The organism is Arenibacter palladensis, assembly GCF_900129275.1.
GTDB classification, from domain to species: Bacteria; Bacteroidota; Bacteroidia; order Flavobacteriales; family Flavobacteriaceae; genus Arenibacter; species Arenibacter palladensis.
Window position 1 is genome coordinate 36,091 of the sequence record NZ_FQUX01000010.1, and the last position, 18,310, is coordinate 54,400.

At 39.0% G+C, this 18,310-nt stretch carries 19 protein-coding genes; 13 read left to right on the top strand and 6 right to left on the bottom strand.

Annotation, left to right across the window (positions count from 1 at the left end):
• Window positions 1-12 precede the first annotated feature (12 nt).
• From BUA60_RS19890 to BUA60_RS19950, 13 genes are all read left to right on the top strand, one after another.
• Complete coding sequence (locus BUA60_RS19890) at window positions 13-549, top strand: DUF6913 domain-containing protein (protein ID WP_072864854.1); 537 nt, start codon at window positions 13-15, stop codon at window positions 547-549.
• Complete coding sequence (gene dapA / locus BUA60_RS19895) at window positions 549-1,439, top strand: 4-hydroxy-tetrahydrodipicolinate synthase (protein WP_072864856.1); 891 nt, start codon at window positions 549-551, stop codon at window positions 1,437-1,439. Before BUA60_RS19890 ends, dapA begins: the two co-directional genes overlap by 1 nt.
• A 141-nt stretch (window positions 1,440-1,580) precedes the next feature.
• Window positions 1,581-2,402 (top strand): outer membrane protein assembly factor BamD, encoded by an 822-nt coding sequence (locus tag BUA60_RS19900; protein ID WP_072864858.1) that lies wholly within the window; start codon window positions 1,581-1,583, stop codon window positions 2,400-2,402.
• A gap of 14 nt (window positions 2,403-2,416) precedes the next feature.
• Window positions 2,417-2,749 carry a DNA-directed RNA polymerase subunit omega gene (locus tag BUA60_RS19905; RefSeq protein WP_072864859.1) on the top strand — a complete coding sequence of 111 codons (333 nt, stop codon included), beginning with the start codon at window positions 2,417-2,419 and terminating at the stop codon, window positions 2,747-2,749.
• Between the two features lie 4 nt (window positions 2,750-2,753).
• Window positions 2,754-3,959, top strand: a complete 1,206-nt coding sequence (coaBC, locus tag BUA60_RS19910) for a bifunctional phosphopantothenoylcysteine decarboxylase/phosphopantothenate--cysteine ligase CoaBC (protein ID WP_072864861.1) — start codon at window positions 2,754-2,756, stop codon at window positions 3,957-3,959.
• Window positions 3,952-4,842, top strand: a complete 891-nt coding sequence (porD, locus tag BUA60_RS19915) for a type IX secretion system protein PorD (protein ID WP_072864863.1) — start codon at window positions 3,952-3,954, stop codon at window positions 4,840-4,842. Before coaBC ends, porD begins: the two co-directional genes overlap by 8 nt.
• A gap of 124 nt (window positions 4,843-4,966) precedes the next feature.
• Window positions 4,967-6,619 (top strand): DNA repair protein RecN, encoded by a 1,653-nt coding sequence (gene recN / locus BUA60_RS19920; protein WP_072864865.1) that lies wholly within the window; start codon window positions 4,967-4,969, stop codon window positions 6,617-6,619.
• Between the two features lie 214 nt (window positions 6,620-6,833).
• Window positions 6,834-7,646, top strand: coding sequence for an enoyl-ACP reductase FabI (locus BUA60_RS19925; protein ID WP_072864867.1), 813 nt, complete (start codon window positions 6,834-6,836; stop codon window positions 7,644-7,646).
• A 158-nt stretch (window positions 7,647-7,804) separates the two neighbouring features.
• The gene (locus BUA60_RS19930) at window positions 7,805-8,812 is read left to right on the top strand and encodes a glycosyltransferase family 2 protein (protein WP_072864869.1); all 1,008 of its coding nucleotides are present in this window, start codon (window positions 7,805-7,807) and stop codon (window positions 8,810-8,812) included.
• Between the two features lie 4 nt (window positions 8,813-8,816).
• Complete coding sequence (locus tag BUA60_RS19935) at window positions 8,817-9,773, top strand: YbbR-like domain-containing protein (RefSeq protein ID WP_072864871.1); 957 nt, start codon at window positions 8,817-8,819, stop codon at window positions 9,771-9,773.
• On the top strand, window positions 9,770-10,357 hold the full coding sequence (coaE, locus tag BUA60_RS19940; RefSeq protein WP_072864873.1) for a dephospho-CoA kinase: 588 nt from the start codon (window positions 9,770-9,772) through the stop codon (window positions 10,355-10,357). The genes BUA60_RS19935 and coaE overlap by 4 nt, the downstream gene beginning before the upstream one ends.
• A gap of 80 nt (window positions 10,358-10,437) precedes the next feature.
• Complete coding sequence (locus BUA60_RS19945) at window positions 10,438-12,012, top strand: sensor histidine kinase (RefSeq protein ID WP_072864875.1); 1,575 nt, start codon at window positions 10,438-10,440, stop codon at window positions 12,010-12,012.
• Window positions 12,013-12,019: 7 nt separating this feature from the next.
• The gene (locus BUA60_RS19950) at window positions 12,020-12,727 is read left to right on the top strand and encodes a response regulator transcription factor (protein ID WP_072864877.1); all 708 of its coding nucleotides are present in this window, start codon (window positions 12,020-12,022) and stop codon (window positions 12,725-12,727) included.
• 207 nt (window positions 12,728-12,934) lie between these two features.
• Here the strand turns inward: BUA60_RS19950 and BUA60_RS19955 are convergent, their stop codons facing one another.
• From BUA60_RS19955 to BUA60_RS19980, 6 genes are all read right to left on the bottom strand, one after another.
• Complete coding sequence (locus BUA60_RS19955) at window positions 12,935-13,435, bottom strand: gluconokinase (protein ID WP_072864878.1); 501 nt, start codon at window positions 13,433-13,435, stop codon at window positions 12,935-12,937.
• Window positions 13,435-14,346 (bottom strand): tRNA (adenosine(37)-N6)-dimethylallyltransferase MiaA, encoded by a 912-nt coding sequence (gene miaA / locus BUA60_RS19960; protein WP_072864880.1) that lies wholly within the window; start codon window positions 14,344-14,346, stop codon window positions 13,435-13,437. The genes BUA60_RS19955 and miaA overlap by 1 nt, the downstream gene beginning before the upstream one ends.
• Entirely contained in the window at window positions 14,346-15,173 is an 828-nt protein-coding gene (locus tag BUA60_RS19965; RefSeq protein ID WP_072864882.1) for an ion transporter, read from the bottom strand. Before BUA60_RS19965 ends, miaA begins: the two co-directional genes overlap by 1 nt.
• A 6-nt stretch (window positions 15,174-15,179) precedes the next feature.
• Window positions 15,180-16,544: an exonuclease domain-containing protein gene (locus BUA60_RS19970; protein ID WP_072864884.1), complete on the bottom strand. Its 1,365-nt coding sequence runs from the start codon at window positions 16,542-16,544 to the stop codon at window positions 15,180-15,182.
• A 71-nt stretch (window positions 16,545-16,615) separates the two neighbouring features.
• Complete coding sequence (locus tag BUA60_RS19975; RefSeq protein WP_072864886.1) at window positions 16,616-17,269, bottom strand: YggS family pyridoxal phosphate-dependent enzyme; 654 nt, start codon at window positions 17,267-17,269, stop codon at window positions 16,616-16,618.
• 80 nt (window positions 17,270-17,349) lie between these two features.
• On the bottom strand, window positions 17,350-18,237 hold the full coding sequence (locus BUA60_RS19980; RefSeq protein WP_072864888.1) for a 3-hydroxyacyl-CoA dehydrogenase family protein: 888 nt from the start codon (window positions 18,235-18,237) through the stop codon (window positions 17,350-17,352).
• Window positions 18,238-18,310: the final 73 nt, after the last annotated feature.

Here is an 18,310-nt window from a genome sequence, read left to right on the forward strand (position 1 = left end):
ATGTAAAAATACATGTTTTTAAAAACGCTTAAGGAAAAAATTAAATTTAGGGCAGGTAAAAAGTTTTTACAACGGGGCTTGACCACCCCGCCCGAAACCATTAATAGGGAGAAGGGCATAAGTTCTGTGGGTTGTATTGTTGATTTGGACGAGTTTGAAAATGCCAATGCTTTTTATGAGTTTGTGGATGAATTTTCCTTAAGGCCCAATTCCGTGAAAATAATTGGGTACAAGAAATATTACGATAAAAATTCCCCTTATTCAACTCCAGTTTTTTCCGACAAGGATTTGGGTTGGAAAGCAAATATTGAAAACAGCTATGCCTTGGAGTTTTTAAACAGGGAATATGACCTTTTGGTTAATTATTATACGGATGAAAAATTATTATTACAGTTAATGACGTTAAAGACCAAAGCCAGGTTAAAGGTGGGTTTTGGAAGTGTGGATAAAAATTTAAATGATTTGATATTGAATACTCCCATCAAGGATTTCCAAACTTTTAAGAAGGAGTTACGGAAATATTTAAGGGTTTTAAATGAGATTAAATAATGGAACAGTTAGTTGGAACGGGTGTTGCCCTGGTGACTCCTTTTAAGGAGGATTTTTCTATAGATACGATAGCTTTGGCAAAAATCGTAAATTATTGTGTGGATGGTGGAGTGGATTATTTGGTGGTTTTAGGAACTACCGGAGAGTCTGTAGTGCTGTCCAAAAAAGAAAAACAGCTGGTTATAGATACCATTGTGGATGCCAATGCCGGTAGACTTCCATTGGTTTTGGGCGTGGGTAGTAACAATACTGCGGCCGTTGTTGAAGAACTACAGGATACCGATCTAACGGATTTTGTAGCAATTTTATCGGTTTCACCATATTATAATAGACCAACCCAAGAGGGAATATATCAGCATTTTAAAGCTATTTCATTGGCCTCGCCCAAGCCTATTATTTTGTATAATGTACCGGGTAGGACGGGGAGCAATATGTTGCCCGAAACGGTATTGAGATTGGCGAACGACTTTAATAATATTGTTGGTATTAAGGAGGCTTGTGGCGATATGGTGCAAATTATGCGTACCATTAAGGATAAACCTGCTAATTTTATGGTAATTTCTGGAGATGATTTTACCGCACTTTCCACGGTATTGGCCGGTGGTTCAGGAGTAATATCTGTTTTGGGACAAGGACTACCTTCGGAATTTTCCCAAATGATACGATTTGGATTGGCGGGCCAGGTTAAAGAAGCCTTTGCGTTGCACTATGCCATTCAGGACGGGATGGATTTAATTTTCAAAGAAGGCAACCCTGCAGGTATTAAAGCCTTGCTGGAGGCCGTTGGCCTAGGGACGGCAGTTGTAAGGTTGCCATTGGTAGAAGCCACTGCAACGCTAAAAAAGACGATCAAGAGTTTTTTGAACACCTTGCTTAAGACAATGGTTTAGTAAAATAAAACCATCTGTTACAGGATTTTTTGTCAACAAAGTTAAAACTTGCACAAAAATGTTGTGGTTGGTAAAGAGGCGGGCTATTTTAGCGCGATAAAAATGTTTTTTATATCCGTTTAGAATCCTTAATTTTGCAAAATGTTTTTAAAAATGAAGCGTCTATTTTCCTTTTTATTATTGATCGCCATCCTTGGCTCTTGTAGTGAGTATCAAAAGGTACTTAAAAACGAAGATGTTAAGGCCAAATATGATTTGGCGGAAAAATTCTATGATGCCGGTGATTTTAAAAGGGCCAACCGCTTGTTGGAACAGATTGCTCCAAAATATATAGGTAAGCCACAAGGGGAACGTGTTATGTACTTTCTTGCGGATTCTTATTTCCAGACCAAGGACTACAATATGGCAGGTTACCAGTTCGAAAGGTTCCTGAAATCGTATCCTAAAAGTGATAAGGCTGTAGAGGCTGGGTTTTATGGAGCTAAGAGTTATTATGAGCTTTCTCCCAAATATTCTTTGGATCAAACCGATACGGACAAGGCCTTGATAAAGCTTCAAAATTTCATCAACACCTACCCGGATTCAGAATTTTTGGTTGAGGCCAACATAATGGCAAGGGAATTAACCACAAAGAAAGAGCGCAAATCCTATGAGATAGCGAAACAGTTCAACACTATCGGGGAATTCGATTATACCTTTTTAACACCTGCGGTTACTGCGTTTGACAATTTTATTTCAGACAACCCGGGATCCGTTTATCGCGAAGATGCCCTATTTTATAAGTTTGATGCATCAACCAATTTGGCGCTTAACAGTTTCGATTATCTTAAAAAAGATAGATTGAATGACGCCAAGGCCGCCTATCTGGCATTGAAAAAATCTTTTCCGGAGTCCAAGTATCTTAAGGAAGCCAATAAGACTTTGGAAAAAGTTGAAAAAGAATTAGAAATTTATTCCAAATAAAAATACGATTTGATATGAATATGAACGATTTAAAAAACTCGAAGGCTCCTGTTTCTACGGTGACGATCAATAAAAATGATTTTGATGCCAAGACTGGGAATATCTATGAGGCTATTTCCATAACCGCCAAGAGAGCTGTTCAGATTAATTCTGAAATTAAAAAAGAGCTTTTGGAGAAGTTGGAAGAGTTTGCCACTTACAGTGATAGTTTGGAGGAAGTTTTTGAAAACAAGGAGCAGATCGAGGTTTCCAAATTCTACGAAAAATTACCAAAGCCGCATGCATTGGCTGTAAAAGAGTGGTTGGACGATAAAATTTATCACAGGAATACAGAGAAAGACGCTTAAAAGGATGTTGGGCGGTAAGAATATACTTTTGGGCATTACTGGGGGTATAGCTGCTTATAAAACCACCTTTTTAGTTCGTTTACTTATTAAAGCTGGCGCTAACGTTAAAGTTGTTTTAACGGAAAGCGCCAGCTCTTTTGTTTCCCCCTTAACCCTGGCTACCCTGTCCAAGAATGCCGTGCTCTCCTCATTTGTGGATGAAGAAAACGGGAGCGTTTCCTGGAACAATCATGTAGAATTGGGCCTTTGGGCAGATATAGTCCTTATTGCTCCGGCCACTGCCAATACCTTGTCCAAAATGGCAAATGGCACCTGCGATAATTTATTGATGGCCACATACCTATCGGCTAAATGCCCTGTGTACTTTGCGCCGGCAATGGACTTGGATATGTATAAACATCCTTCTACTGCAGCAACCTTCAAAAAGTTGATATCTTTTGGGAATATTATGATTCCGGCAACCTCAGGAGAGTTGGCCAGTGGATTGATAGGGGAGGGCCGCATGGCCGAACCCGAGGATATTGTTGATTTTCTAAATGATCACCTTGCCAAGGGGCTGCCTCTTAATGGCAAAAAAGTTTTGATTACGGCCGGTCCCACCTATGAGGCCATTGATCCTGTTAGGTTTATAGGAAATCACTCATCAGGACTAATGGGTTATGAATTGGCCAGAAATGCGGCTAATCTGGGGGCCAAGGTGTTCTTGGTATCCGGTCCGTCCCATTTAACCGTGCAACATTCCCAAATAGAACTTATTAAAGTAACTTCGGCCGATGAAATGTATAAGGCAACCGTGGCCTTGTACCCGGATATGGATATCGTTATTTGTGCTGCTGCGGTAGCCGATTATAGGCCTAAATTAGTGTCCGATCAGAAAATAAAGAAAACCTCCGATGAATTTACCATTACTTTGGTGAAGAACAAGGACATCCTTTTCTCGTTGGGAGAAATGAAGAAGGAGCAATATCTGGTTGGTTTTGCACTGGAAACCGAAAATGAAGTGGATAACGCCATAGGAAAATTAAAGCGAAAAAATTTGGATGCCATTGTCTTAAATTCTTTGAACGATAGCGGTGCAGGCTTTGGAAAATTGACCAATAAAATATCGTTCATAGATAAGAATTTGGATATTAAAACGTTTGAGTTAAAAACCAAGGCAGAGGTGGCTTTGGATATTTTGAATGAAATCAAGAACAGGATCCATGCGTAATCTATATATAGCCCTAATTTGTTTTATAATTTCTATTAGCTCGGGAGCTCAGGAATTGAATTGTGTGGTTACTATTAATTCGGATCAGGTTGGGCAGACCAATCAACAAATTTTCAAGACCTTAGAGCGTTCCTTAAACGATTTTGTAAATAAAAACAGGTGGTCCAATCGTGTATACAAGGAAAATGAAAGGGTGAATGCCCAAATGTTCATAACCATTACGGAGTATGAATCCAGTAGGTTTAAAGGGAATATTCAGATTCAGTCCTCAAGACCTGTTTTTAATACCTCCTATGAAAGTCCTGTCTTTAATTATAAGGATAATCAGCTTAGTTTTGATTATATAGAGTTTCAGCCCTTGATCTTGAACGAAAACAACATTACTTCCAATTTAGTGGGGGTCGTATCTTACTATGCCTATATTATTCTTGGCTTGGATGCGGACACTTTTTCTTTGGAGGGCGGTACCGATTTTTATAAAAAGGCACAACAAGTTGTGACTTTGGCCCAAAGTGCCGGTTATTCTGGATGGACACAGACATCCGGACAAAGAAGTAGGTTTGAGTTGGTAGACAACCTTTTGTCCAATTCATACAGAGAGTACAGAATAGCTATGTACAATTACCATAGAAAGGGGTTGGATGTCCTAGCGGATAACAACAGCACTGGAAAGCAAGTGGTTGCAGGGACCATGCGTTTGTTGGAGACCTTGGGGGGTAGGCACCCCAATGCTTTTTTGATTCAAACTTTTTTTGATGCAAAGTCGGAAGAAATTCAAAATGTATTCTCCGATGGTCCCAAAGTGGATATAGTACAGCTTAAACAAACCTTGAACAAAATAGCCCCACTTTATTCGTCTACTTGGAACGACATAAAATTTTGATCGGCTTCCCCTAGATAATGTTGTTTGGTACTACAACGATTTTTTGGTAAATAGAATTTTTTTACCACACATTTTTTTCCAAAGCAATATAAATTATCTTTACGGCAATCTTAGATAATAAACATTGCTGACAAATCTTTCCATAAAGAATTACGCATTAATAGACCATTTAAACGTTAAGTTTACCAATGGTTTTACGGTAATAACAGGTGAAACAGGTGCCGGTAAATCCATTTTATTAGGTGGGTTGTCCTTGGTATTGGGAAAAAGGGCGGACCTCTCTTCCTTAAGGGAGAAGGAGGATAAGTGCATCGTAGAGGCGGAATTTGAAATCTCCAAATATGGCCTGGAAGCATTTTTTGAGGAAAATGACCTGGATTATGAGGCAAAGACCATCATAAGAAGGGAGATATTGCCCAGCGGTAAGTCCCGGGCCTTTATCAATGACTCCCCGGTAACCTTGGATATTTTGTCCCAATTGGGAGATCAATTGATAGATGTGCATTCGCAGCATCAAACCTTGCGACTAGCGGATAATGATTTTCAACTAAAGGTCATAGATGCCCTGTCCGATAATGGGCAAGTGCTTTCAACCTATTCCTCCAAGTTGCTGTTATATCAATCTACTCAGAAAGAATTGCAAAAGCTTGTCGATTTTCAAAATAGTGCCACCAAGGAACACGAGTATAATAGTTTTTTGTTGAATGAATTAAATTCGGCTCCTTTAAAAGAGGGGATATTGGAGGAATTGGAGGAGCAGTATGAACAGCTGAACAATGTGGAGATTATTCTGGAACAATTGTCACATGGTCAGCAGCTGTTGAATGATGAGCAGATAGGGCTGGTAAACTTGCTTACAGAGCTGAAACAGGTATCCAGCAAGTTGGCTAGTTTTGGACACCAATACTCAGATATAAACGAGCGCATAAAATCAGTATTTATTGAATTGGATGATATTTCCAACGAACTCAATATTCTAAATGATAAGGTAGAGGCAGATCCACAAATGTTGGAACAGGTAAATGCCAAACTTCAATTGCTTTATGATCTTTTAAAGAAGCATAAGGTACAGACAATTCCGGAATTGTTGGAAATAAGGAATGCCTTGGATGGGAAGGTAAGTGCAACCGAGAATGTTGTTGCCGATATAGACCGTAAAAAGAAGGAGTTGCATCAACTGGAAATTGCTTTGAATTCCGAAGCTTCCAATATAAGTAAGAGAAGAAAAGCGGTTATTCCAAAGCTGAAAAAACAATTGGAGGAAACTTTGACCGACTTAGGCATGGCCAGTGCAACCTTTAAAATTGAAATTGCGACATCCAAAGAGTTTAAACCTACTGGAAAGGACGATCTCAGCTTTTTGTTTTCGGCGAACAAGGGGTCGGCTTATGGAGACCTTAAGAAGGTGGCCTCAGGCGGTGAACTGTCCAGGATAATGTTGACCATAAAGGCTATTTTGGCCAGGTACGAACAGCTGCCTACTATGATGTTCGATGAGATAGATACGGGTGTATCCGGTGAGATTTCCAATAAAATGGGAGATATTATGAAGGATATGAGCAATACGATGCAGATATTTTCTATCACCCACCTTCCACAGGTGGCAGCCAAAGGAGTACATCATTTTAAGGTTTACAAGGAGGAAGAACTGATGGGTACCAATACCAAAATGAAAGGGCTTTCTTCGGAAGAAAGGGTGGTAGAGCTGGCAGAAATGTTGGGAGGAAAAACCTTGTCCGATTCAGCTTTGGCTCATGCCAGGCAGCTACTGGATTAACCGTTTTTGGAAAGGATAGTGAAATCTTGAATTTCTCCTACCGGTGTTTTTGGCTATTTTAAGGTGCTACAATATTAACCCCTTTGTGCCTATCGCCTTTGTAATATGAAGCCATGGCAATAGGGCTGCTAACTTTTCTACTCCGTTCTTTCTGCGGTCTACCCACTAATTTTTAATATCTTTGACGATCTAAAATTCACAAAGAAAATAGACTATGTCGTTTAATTTACTAAAAGGAAAGAAGGGAATTATTTTTGGGGCATTGGATGCCAATTCCATTGCTTGGAAAACTGCCGAAACTATACATGCGGAAGGCGGTACCTTTGTCCTTACCAATGCGCCCATAGCCATGCGAATGGGCCAGATAGATGAACTTGCCAAAAAGACTGGTTCCAAGATTATTCCTGCAGATGCCACAAGCGTGGAAGACTTGGATAATTTGGTTACCCAGTCCATGGAGATTCTGGGAGGAAAAATAGATTTTGTTCTCCACGCCATTGGGATGTCCGTCAACGTTCGTAAAGGCAGGGCCTATACGGATGAGAAATATGATTTTACCACCAAAGGCTGGGATGTATCCGCACTATCTTTTCACAAGGTAATGCAGAGCCTGTACAAGGCCGATGCCATGAACGAATGGGGGAGCATAGTGGCTTTGACCTACATGGCCGCTCAGCGAACCTTTCCGGATTATAATGATATGGCCGACAATAAGGCGTATTTGGAATCCGTTGCCCGTAGTTTTGGATACTTTTTTGGCAAGGAGAAGAAGGTAAGGGTGAATACCATATCCCAATCCCCAACAGCTACAACTGCGGGACAAGGTGTTAAAGGGTTTAACAGTTTTATTTCCTACGCGGAAAAAATGTCGCCCTTGGGAAATGCAACGGCTCAGGATTGTGCAGACTATACCGTAACCCTTTTTTCGGATTTGACCAGGAAGGTTACCATGCAAAATTTGTTTCATGATGGTGGTTTTTCCAATACAGGTGTTAGTCAGGAAGTAATCGATAGATTTTCTGAATAACATACCTTGGGTAAAAGGATAGAATGCCTTTGAACCAACCTTATTTTTTGGCCAAACACCATGGTTACATATTATTCATTTTAGCTTAATACAGTTGAAACAAGGCTAAAGTCAAGCCAACACGTTTGTGACAGGTCTTTATTTTATACTAAACCTCAATGGATTTATTCTTTTCTTTTATAGTGCCGGTTTACAACAGACCCAATGAGATCGATGAATTGCTGGAAAGCCTTTCATTGCAGGATTATAATAAACCTTTTGAGGTGGTTGTCGTGGAAGATGGATCGTCGGAAAGTTCAGAGGATATTGTGGAAAAGTACAAGGATAAATTGTCCATATCATATTTAAAGAAGAAGAACTCCGGCCCTGGAGATTCCCGAAATTATGGGATGAAGCGTGCACGTGGTAATTACTTTATAGTATTGGATTCCGATTGTATAATCCCAAGCCAATATTTGTCCGTGGTGGAAAAGTCTCTGGCAAATGAATATGTGGATTGTTATGGGGGGCCGGATGCTGCCCATTCTTCCTTCACCAGTGTACAGAAGGCTATTAACTATGCCATGACCTCTGTTTTTACCACTGGGGGTATTCGGGGAAATAAAAGGGCTGTAGGTAAATTTCAACCTAGGAGCTTTAATATGGGAATATCCAAAGAAGCGTTTGAAAAAACCCTTGGATATGGCAATATACATCCAGGTGAAGATCCGGACCTTACCTTTAGAATTTGGGAAGCGGGATTTGAAACCAAATTGATCGAAGATGCCTATGTATACCATAAGCGGCGAATAGATTGGAATAAGTTCTATACCCAGGTCAATAAATTTGGAATGGTAAGGCCCATTTTAAACCATTGGCATCCGGACAGTGCCAAAATTACTTATTGGTTCCCCACTTTGTTCTGTTTCGGATTCATTGTGGCAATTGCCTTGTTGGTTTTAGGGATTTTATGGCCAATATCTATTTATGCCCTCTATTTTGGTTTACTTTTTGTGCATTCCTTGATGGCCAATAAAAATATTAAGGTAGCTGCGCTATCGTTGGTAGCAGTAGTCATCCAATTTGTAGGATACGGTTTTGGATTCTTTAAAAATTCGATCCTGATAGCTTTAAGCAATAAGAAACCGGAGGAGTTATTTCCTAAGCTTTTCTTTAAAACTATGTAATAAGTTGATAGAAAAAATTAAAAAAGGACTAAATAAAAGAAAGGTTAAACTGTTTCTGGTCTTTCTATTATGTTCCAGTCTAGCTTGGTTTATTAGCAATTTGGGGGAACAATATACCAATAATGCCACTTTTGATATTCATTATGGCAGTACCCCGGACAGCTTATTGCTAAACAGCGTTTCCAAAAGTAACATTAAGGTAAGGCTAAGGGCCAGTGGGTTTCAATTTTTGATGTTTGGTTTTAAAAATAAAACTGTTGCGGTGGACCTATCCGAATTGGAAAAAAAAGGTTCCAAATTTTTTGTTTCCCCATCAACTTATAGAAATCAAATAGAAAATCAGCTTTCAAAATTTATAAGGGTTGAGGATATGGACAAGGATACCTTGTTTTTCAATTTTCAAAGGCTTTACAAAAAAAAGGTCCCGGTAATTCCTAAAGTGACCATAGATTTGGAACAAAACTATTTAATGGATAAGAACTATAGCTTGACGCCCGATTCCATAACCGTAATGGGGCCAAAAATAGAGATAGATACTTTAACCGGAATTACCACCCAAACCTTGATGCTGCCACATACGACCAACGATATTTCAAAGAAATTAAAATTGAATCTTCCGGCCAATCTAAAAAACACTAAATACTCCGATCATAACGTAACATTATCGGCCAAAATATTTAAATTTTCGGAAAAGGTTTTTAAGGTACCTGTGGAGGTTGTCAATGTGCCTGAAGGAGTAGGGATAAGAACGTTTCCGGAAATAGTTTCGGTTTTGTGCAGGGGGCGATTAAGTTCAATCAAGGAATTGTCGGTGACGGATTTTGTGGTTACCGCAGACTATTCCAATCTAAGGGACAAAAATGAAAATGTTCTGGATTTGAAATTGACAAAAAAGCCAGATAGTGTGAATGTGGTACAGTTGAGGGAGAATAAAGTAGAATTTATACTAAAGAGGCAATGATGATCGTGGGTTTGACAGGGGGTATTGGTAGTGGAAAATCCACTGTGGGATCCATGTTCCAAAAATTAGGGGTACCGATGTATAATTCTGATCTAGAGGCAAAGAAATTAATGGCCAGTTCTGAAAAGATTAAAAATGATATTGAGGCATTATTGGGCAGGGATAGTTATAAGAATGGACAGCTAAATAAGGATTATATAGCCAAATTGGTGTTCAACGATAAGAAATTATTGAAGGAACTGAACAATATAGTCCATCCTGCCGTGAGGCATGATTTTAAAAGTTGGTGCAAACGTCAGAAAGCCCCTTATGTAATTCAGGAAGCTGCCATTATTTTTGAAAATGGGAACCAGGAATTTTATGATAAAATAATATTGGTTACCGCACCAAGGAATATTAGAATACAAAGGGTGGTTGATAGGGACGGAATTAGTGCAGATGCGGTAATGCAACGTATAGATAATCAATGGCCGGACCAGGAAAAAGAGAAGCTTTCAGACTTCATAATTGAAAATATTGGATTGGAGGCTACGGAAAGGGAAGTTTCCCGAATTCACCATAAATTACTTAAAATAAGGGCTTAAGCGCGAAATTTTAACATTTTTGTTAAGGTTAGGTTAAACGTGCAATTCGCTAAATGTTAAATTTCTAATTTTGTTGATAAATGAATAAGAGGTTATTTGGTCTTTTGGTAGTCTTAATGAGCCTTTCCCTAATAGGAATCATCTTTGTTCAGAGTTATTGGATAAATAAGTCAGTAGCGGACAAGGAAGAACAATTTTCAAATACGGTCAACCAAATTTTGAGTAGGGTTGTAGAGAACATTGAAAAACGGGAGGTACAGGATTATCTAAACGAGTTTTACAAGCTTAGTGATAGTATAGGAAAGCCAAAGGCTACCCATCTTAAGAATTTTTTCTTTTTTGATCGTGATATCAATTCCAATGAAATAAAGCTTTATAGCCATGGTATTTTAGAAGAGGATTACACGATGGCATCTACGTTCTTTGATATAGGCTTGGACACCACAACGTTTAGAAATATTACCAGTACCAGGAAAACTGAAATTTTCAAAGAGGATTTTGGTTTGGACGGTAGGCAATATTCCTTGACCCCTGTCCAAAAGCTCGAGAAAATCGGATCTATGACAGATCTGGATAAGTTTGCTTTGGACGATGTATTTAGGGAGCAGGCCAAAAATAGGCCTATACATAAGCGGGTATCCAAGCAGGAGGTGGAATTGATGCTTAGTAGGGAATTAAATAATCGCGGGATAGATATAGACTACGAGTATGGAGTTTACAGCAAAGGACTGCCTACTAAGGTGAAATCCAAAAAGTTTAAATTTTCGGAGACCACACTTTATAAGGCCCCTTTGTTTAAGGATAGTGAAGGAAATACCAATTTTTCCCTTTTGCTGACCTTCCCTAAAAAGAAAAGGTTCCTTATCCAGTCCATTCTTGGAATGGCAATTTTGTCCCTGACCTTTACCTTGGTTATCGTGGTGGCCTATTCAAGTGCCATCTATCAATTGATAAAACAAAAGCAGATTTCAGAGATTAAATCGGACTTTATCAATAATATGACGCATGAGTTTAAAACACCGATTGCTACGATTAATTTGGCTGTTGAAGCAATAAAGAATCCTAAGATTATTAATGACAAGGAGAAGGTACTACGCTATTTGCAAATGATAAGGGACGAAAATAAAAGAATGCATGCGCAGGTAGAAAACGTATTGCGAATATCTAAGTTGGAAAAAAACCAGTTGGATATTAGTAAGGATAGGGCAGATGTGCACGACATAATAGAGGATGCCATTACCCATGTAGATCTTATAGTAGCAGATAGGGGAGGATACATCAAGCCACATTTAAAGGCGGAACGCTCAGAGGTATTGGCCAATGAGATGCATTTTACCAATGTAATAGTAAATATATTGGACAATGCTGTGAAATATTCGCCAGAAGCGCCCAAGATTGATGTTTTTACGGAAGTGGTCGGTAATTATATCATTATAAAAATACAGGATCAGGGAGCAGGAATGAGCAAAGCGGTATTGAAAAAGGTTTTTGAAAAGTTCTATAGGGAACATACAGGAGATATACATAATGTTAAGGGGCATGGCTTAGGGCTTGCTTACGTAAAAAAAATAGTTGATGATCATCAAGGTGAGGTTTATGCAGAAAGTGAAAAAGGAAAAGGAAGCACTTTTTATATAAAACTGCCTTTAATTTAAAACAATAATGGAAACAGTAGATAAGAAAATATTACTAGTAGAGGACGATCCAAATTTTGGAATTGTACTTAAAGATTACTTGGCAATGAACGATTTTGACGTTACATTGGCGAAAAACGGAATGGAAGGTTTTGAAAAATTTAAGAAGGACAATTTTGACGTCTGTATCTTGGATGTAATGATGCCTTATAAGGATGGCTTTACACTTGCCAAGGAAATTCGTGAAAAGAACGAGAACGTGCCTATCGTTTTTCTTACGGCCAAGACTATGAAAGAAGATGTCCTTAAAGGATATAAGGCAGGTGCGGATGATTATTTGAACAAGCCATTCGATTCGGAAGTACTATTGATGAAACTTAAAGCTATAATTCAAAGAAAGTCTTCCAGTTCGTTAGCGGACAGTAAACAATTTGAATTTACAATTGGTGGTTTTCAATTGAATTCCAAGCTTAGGTTCTTGAAATATAAGGATGAGGAAGCCATTAAACTCTCTCCGAAGGAAAATGAGTTGCTCAGGCTTTTGGCATTGCACGAGAACGATTTAATGCCAAGGGAGTTGGCCTTGACCAAAATCTGGAGGGATGATAATTATTTTACTTCCCGAAGTATGGATGTTTACATTGCCAAATTGCGTAAGTATCTTAAAAAGGATGAAAACGTGGAGATATTGAATATCCATGGAGAAGGATTTAGATTGGTGGTTAAAACTGAGTAAGCACCATATTTGCAAAATTATTAGGGCACCAAGATTTTTCTTGGTGCTTTTTATTTGTAATCTACTCAATTTAAATGCCGTAGGTTTATTGAAATGTGTTGACGGAACGAACCCCGAACAAAAGGATGTGGTCTCTGGTTTTAAATCAGAACTCTTGGGGCAACTTCGTTAGTGCTGTGAAAGCGTGTTCAAAGGATAACTTATGGCTTAGTTCCCGTATTCCCTTAATATTTGGTCCACAATTTCTTGGGGACTGGGTTCTATCGATATTTTTATGGCCTTGGTAGGAGGTTCAAAAGTGTCCAGTTGGGACCGTAATAATTCGGCAGGCATAAAATGTCCTTTTCGTTTTTGCAGGCGTTCCAATAACAATTCAAAAGAACTTTCCAAGGAAATCCAAACCACCTTTTCTTCAATTTTATTTTCAAGTATTTTTCTGTAGGATTCCTTCAAGGCAGAGCAGACAATCACAGCTCCCGTTTCTTTATTGTTCACGGCCAATTTGTTTAGGGTTACCAGCCAATCGTAACGGTCCTCGTCCGTCAAAGGGATTTTATTGGACATTTTTTTAATGTTGGCCTCCGAGTGATAATCGTCACCATCAAAAAAAGGTAATTTCAGTTTTTCTGCCAACAACTTCGCTATGGTAGATTTGCCTGTACCGGAAACCCCGATTACAAATAGAATGTTTTTATTGGTTGAAGTCATTATCTATTGCGTTCTTGTTCTATTCTCTTCAAAACCCTGTTTAAGTCGTAGTTATAATCGACCCAAATAATATCCTCTTTTTTCCGCAACCATGTCAATTGCCTTTTTGCAAACCTTCTGGTGTTTTTCTTTATCTCGGCAATGGCAGTATCCAGGTCAAATTCCCCTTTAAAGTAATTAAATAATTCTCTGTAACCTACGGTTTGCAATGCATTAAGGGACTGTTGTTCCTTTAGGGACAATACCTCTTCCAAAAGGCCCTGTTCCATCATTATATCCACTCTTTGGTTTATGCGGTCGTAGATGATCTCCCTTTCGGCATTTATGGCTATGGTAATGGTATTGAAATTCCTTTCGGGTTTTTTTTGTTTTAGGAAAGAGGTGTAGGGGAGACCTGAGCCAATACACACCTCCAGGGCTCTTATGAGCCTATGTGGATTATTAAGGTCTACCTGACGGTAATAATCCATATCCAGAATTTTGAGCCTCTCCTGAAGGCTTAAAATGCCTTCGGTTTTCAAGGTTTGGTTCAGTGTTTCCCGGATTTCAGGATCTATTGGGGGGAAATTATCCAGTCCGTCCTTAATAGCGTCAACGTATAGGCCACTTCCGCCTACCATAACTACAATGTCGTTATCTTCAAAAAGTATTGCCAGTTTTTCTATGGCTTCCCTTTCAAAATCCCCTACGGTATATTCTTCAAAAATGCTTTTGTGTTGAATAAAATGATGTGGAACACTTGCCAATTCTTCCGTGGAGGGTACCGCGGTCCCAATAGACATTTCTTTGTAAAACTGTCGGGAATCGGCAGAAATAATCTCTGTATTATAATGTTTGGCTATGGCAATGGCCAAGGTTGTCTTACCTATCGCAGTGGGTCCTACAATGGAAATAAGATTTTTTTTATTCATTAATCATCACTTAATCTATGTCCACATTCCCTACAGTAATGGGCATCAATGCGCATAATTTCAGTGCCACAATCAGGACAGGTTCTCCCAGGGGGGATATTTTTTTTGTTGGTCAAGCCAGCCGCATATTCAGCAGAAACGATGCCGGTGGGCACCGCTATTACACCATAACCAATAATCATGATCACGGTGGCAATAAACTGCCCCAAAGGGGTTTCCGGGGAGATATCCCCATAACCTACCGTGGTTAGGGTAACAATGGTCCAATAAACACTATGGGGTATACTGGTGAATCCATGGGTAGGGCCTTCAACAATGTACATCACCGTTCCCAATAAAACCGATATAATGATGATAAAGAAAACAAAAACAAATATTTTGGTTCTACTGGCATGGATGGATCTCACTAGATTGTTCGACTCCCCTACAAAACGTACTAGTTTTAATATTCGGAATACCCTTAATAGTCTTAAAATTCTAAACGCAGTTAGATATTGGGAACCTACAAAGAATAGGGAAAGGTATTTTGGAATAGTGGATAAAAAATCGACTATTCCAAAAAAGCTAAATATATATTTTTTAGGTCGGTTGATGGAAATTATCCTCAAAATGTATTCTATAGAAAATAAAATGGTCACCACCCATTCGGAATAGTTGAGAAATTTATGGTGTTTTTCATCTAACGAAGGAATGCTCTCCAACATTACAATGATGACACTATAGACGATTACCGCAAGTAGTATGATATCAAAAAGTCTTCCTGCAGGGGTATGGGTCCCGTAGATTACTTCATGGATCTTTTGTTTCCAATCTTTCTTAATTTTCAAAGTCTACTATTTTAGTTCTATGATTTTCAACACCTTTTTTTTTCTGAGATAGGATGAAATGATGTGGGTCGTGTTCTCATTTCCTTCCATAGGGGTTATTATGGATTCCAAGATATGAATATTATTTATTTGATGGTTTAAATTAAAATAGCCAAAGCCTTTAAAAACACCATCTTTGATCTCAATTCCACAACGCTCCGCAATTTCCCTTCCTTTATCCATGATAAGAATACTCTTATTGGACAAACTATACTTGTCAATGGCTTGGATTACCCTTCCATTATAGTCTTCTACAGACTCTTGATTTATACATCCGCCAAGGCAGCTATTGTCCTCATAATGGGAACAATGCAGTTTTGCCTGTGATAGTCCATTTATTTTATTGCATAATTGAAATTCTTCCCTTATGCTGTGCAAAAAATTCTCTGCGCCCTGTAGGCTGTTAAAGGTTGTTACTGCCCTTTTTTTAGGATTTATTGCCTCTGCGGTCAATGCAATATAGCCGTTCTGGTTCTTGGATTGGTAAATTGCATGGGAAAACAGTCTTTTCTTATAGTGGGTATTGTACTTAGGTCTGTTCCTCAATAATTCCGCATTCTCTTTTAATAAGGCAGCCAATTCATTACCTGTTTTTTCATAAGAGACCCTTTTGGTTTCTTTCTGAATTCTTCTGGCCTTTGTACTATTGTTGGTAAAATGCTGATTGACCCTTTTTTTAATGTTGCTACTTTTTCCCAACAAAATAATATCACCATCCTTATTATGCATGTAGTAGACCCCTGTTTCCGAAGGTAATTCATCTACCATGTCCAGTTGTCTTGGTGATAGTTCCCCTTGGGTCTCGGTTCTTAAAACGCTCTTAAAAATGCTTTTATCCAGGTCTTTTGAAAGTAGAAGTTTAAATAGTTGTAAGGTGGCAAGTGCATCGCCGTTGGCTCTATGGCGATCACTTACTGGAATTCCTAAGGACCGCACCAACTTGCCCAGACTGTAAGATTCGGCATCCGGCAATAATTGTTTGGCCAGTTCAACGGTACAGAGGGTCTTGCGTTCAAAATTAAACCCCAACCTCCTAAATTCGGTTCTTAAAATCCTATAGTCGAATTGGGCATTATGGGCCACAATTACTGCATCTTCCGTTATTTCCACGATGCGTTTGGCTACTTCGTAGAATTTTGGAGCAGTGCGAAGCATGTTGTTGTTGATGCCGGTAAGATTAACCACAAAGGGTTGGATTTCCTTTTCAGGGTTTACCAAGCTTATGAACTGGTCTACTACTTTATGCCCGTCAAATTTGTGGATAGCAATTTCTGTAACCCCCTCTTCATTGTATTTTCCTCCTGTGGTTTCAATATCTAATATGACGTACATGTAAAATTTCTAATTCAGATTACTAAACAAAGATACATATTCTCCGGCCAAAGAAACAGCAAGGTAGCTTGCTAATTTCTGGAACCAAAAATGCTACTTCCCACTCGTATCATAGTGCTGCCTTCCTCTATAGCAATCTTATAATCGCCGCTCATACCCATGGATAATTGCGAAAGGTCGGGAAAGGTTAATTTGGTTTTTTCAAACAAGCTTTTAAGTTGTTTAAATTCCCTCCTAATTTGCTGGCTGTTATCTGTAAACGTGGCCATGCCCATTAGTCCAACTATTTTTACGTTGGTAAGTTGCTTAATATCATCTGAGGCAATCAATTCGCTGAGGTCGTTTTCGTCAAAACCAAACTTGGTGTCTTCCTCTGCAATGTGGATTTGCAATAGGCAGGGAATAACCCTATTGTGTTTTTTGGCTTGTTTGTTTATTTCCTTCAATAGTTTTAGGCTGTCAACTCCATGGATTAAGGCCACGTATTCTGCCATATACTTTACCTTGTTGCGTTGTATATGTCCTATCATATGCCACTCAATATCCTTGGGAAGAACTTCTTGCTTCGCCGTCATTTCCTGGATTTTATTTTCACCAAAAACCCTTTGCCCGGCAGCGTAGGCTTCCTCTATATCGGCTATAGGTTTGGTTTTGGAAACCGCCACAAGCTGAACGTGCGAAGGAAGCGATTCCTTGATTGCTTTTAAATTATCTTTAATGGACATTTAATTTTCTTTTTTTAATCAAAACAAGGTTCTTGTGCATCATCAAAGTTATAATAGAAGTAGACGTGTGCAATGGACTACTATTTAAATTGTTTGGAAACCTTTTCGGCCTTTCGGGATTCGGAATAATCGTAAAATCCTTCCCCTGATTTAACCCCTAATTTTCCGGCGTTTACCATATTTACCAGTAAAGGGCAAGGCGCATACTTTGGGTTCTTAAATCCGTCGTACATTACGTTTAAAATAGACAAACAAACATCCAGTCCAATAAAATCCGCCAGTTGTAATGGGCCCATGGGGTGGGCCATCCCTAATTTCATAACCGTGTCGATCTCGTTAACCCCGGCAACTCTATTGTACAGAGTTTCTATAGCTTCATTGATCATGGGCATCAATATTCGATTGGCAACAAAACCAGGGTAGTCATTGACTTCCGTTGGTGTTTTTCCGAGTCTTGTGGAAAGATTCATAATGGTTTCCATAACTTCATCAGAAGTGTTATAGCCTCTAATTATCTCTACCAATTGCATAATGGGTACGGGATTCATAAAGTGCATTCCAATAACCTTATCCGCTCTTTTGGTGGCCGCTGCAATCTGGGTAATGGAAATGGAGGAGGTGTTGGTCGCCAAAATGGTGGTAGGTTGGCACAATGCATCCAATTCCCCAAAGATTTTTAATTTAAGGGCCGTGTTTTCCGTTGCCGCCTCAATTACCAAGTCGACCTTTTTGATTCCGTCTGCCAGGTTGGTGTAGGGTGTAATGTTTCCCAAAGCGGATTTCTTGTCCTTTTCCGTGATAAGTTCCTTGGCCACCATTCTGTCGAGATTTTTTTCAATGGTGATAAGGCCCTTGTCCAGGGCTTCCTGTGAGATATCGATTAGGTTGGTCTTGTATCCATTTTGAGCAATTACGTGGGCAATACCATTACCCATTGTTCCTGCTCCTATGACTGCTATATTTTTCATATGAATGCGTTTACTTGGAATTTTATTCTAATAGTTTATGCCTTTGTTTACAAGGAAAAAATATAAAAACTAT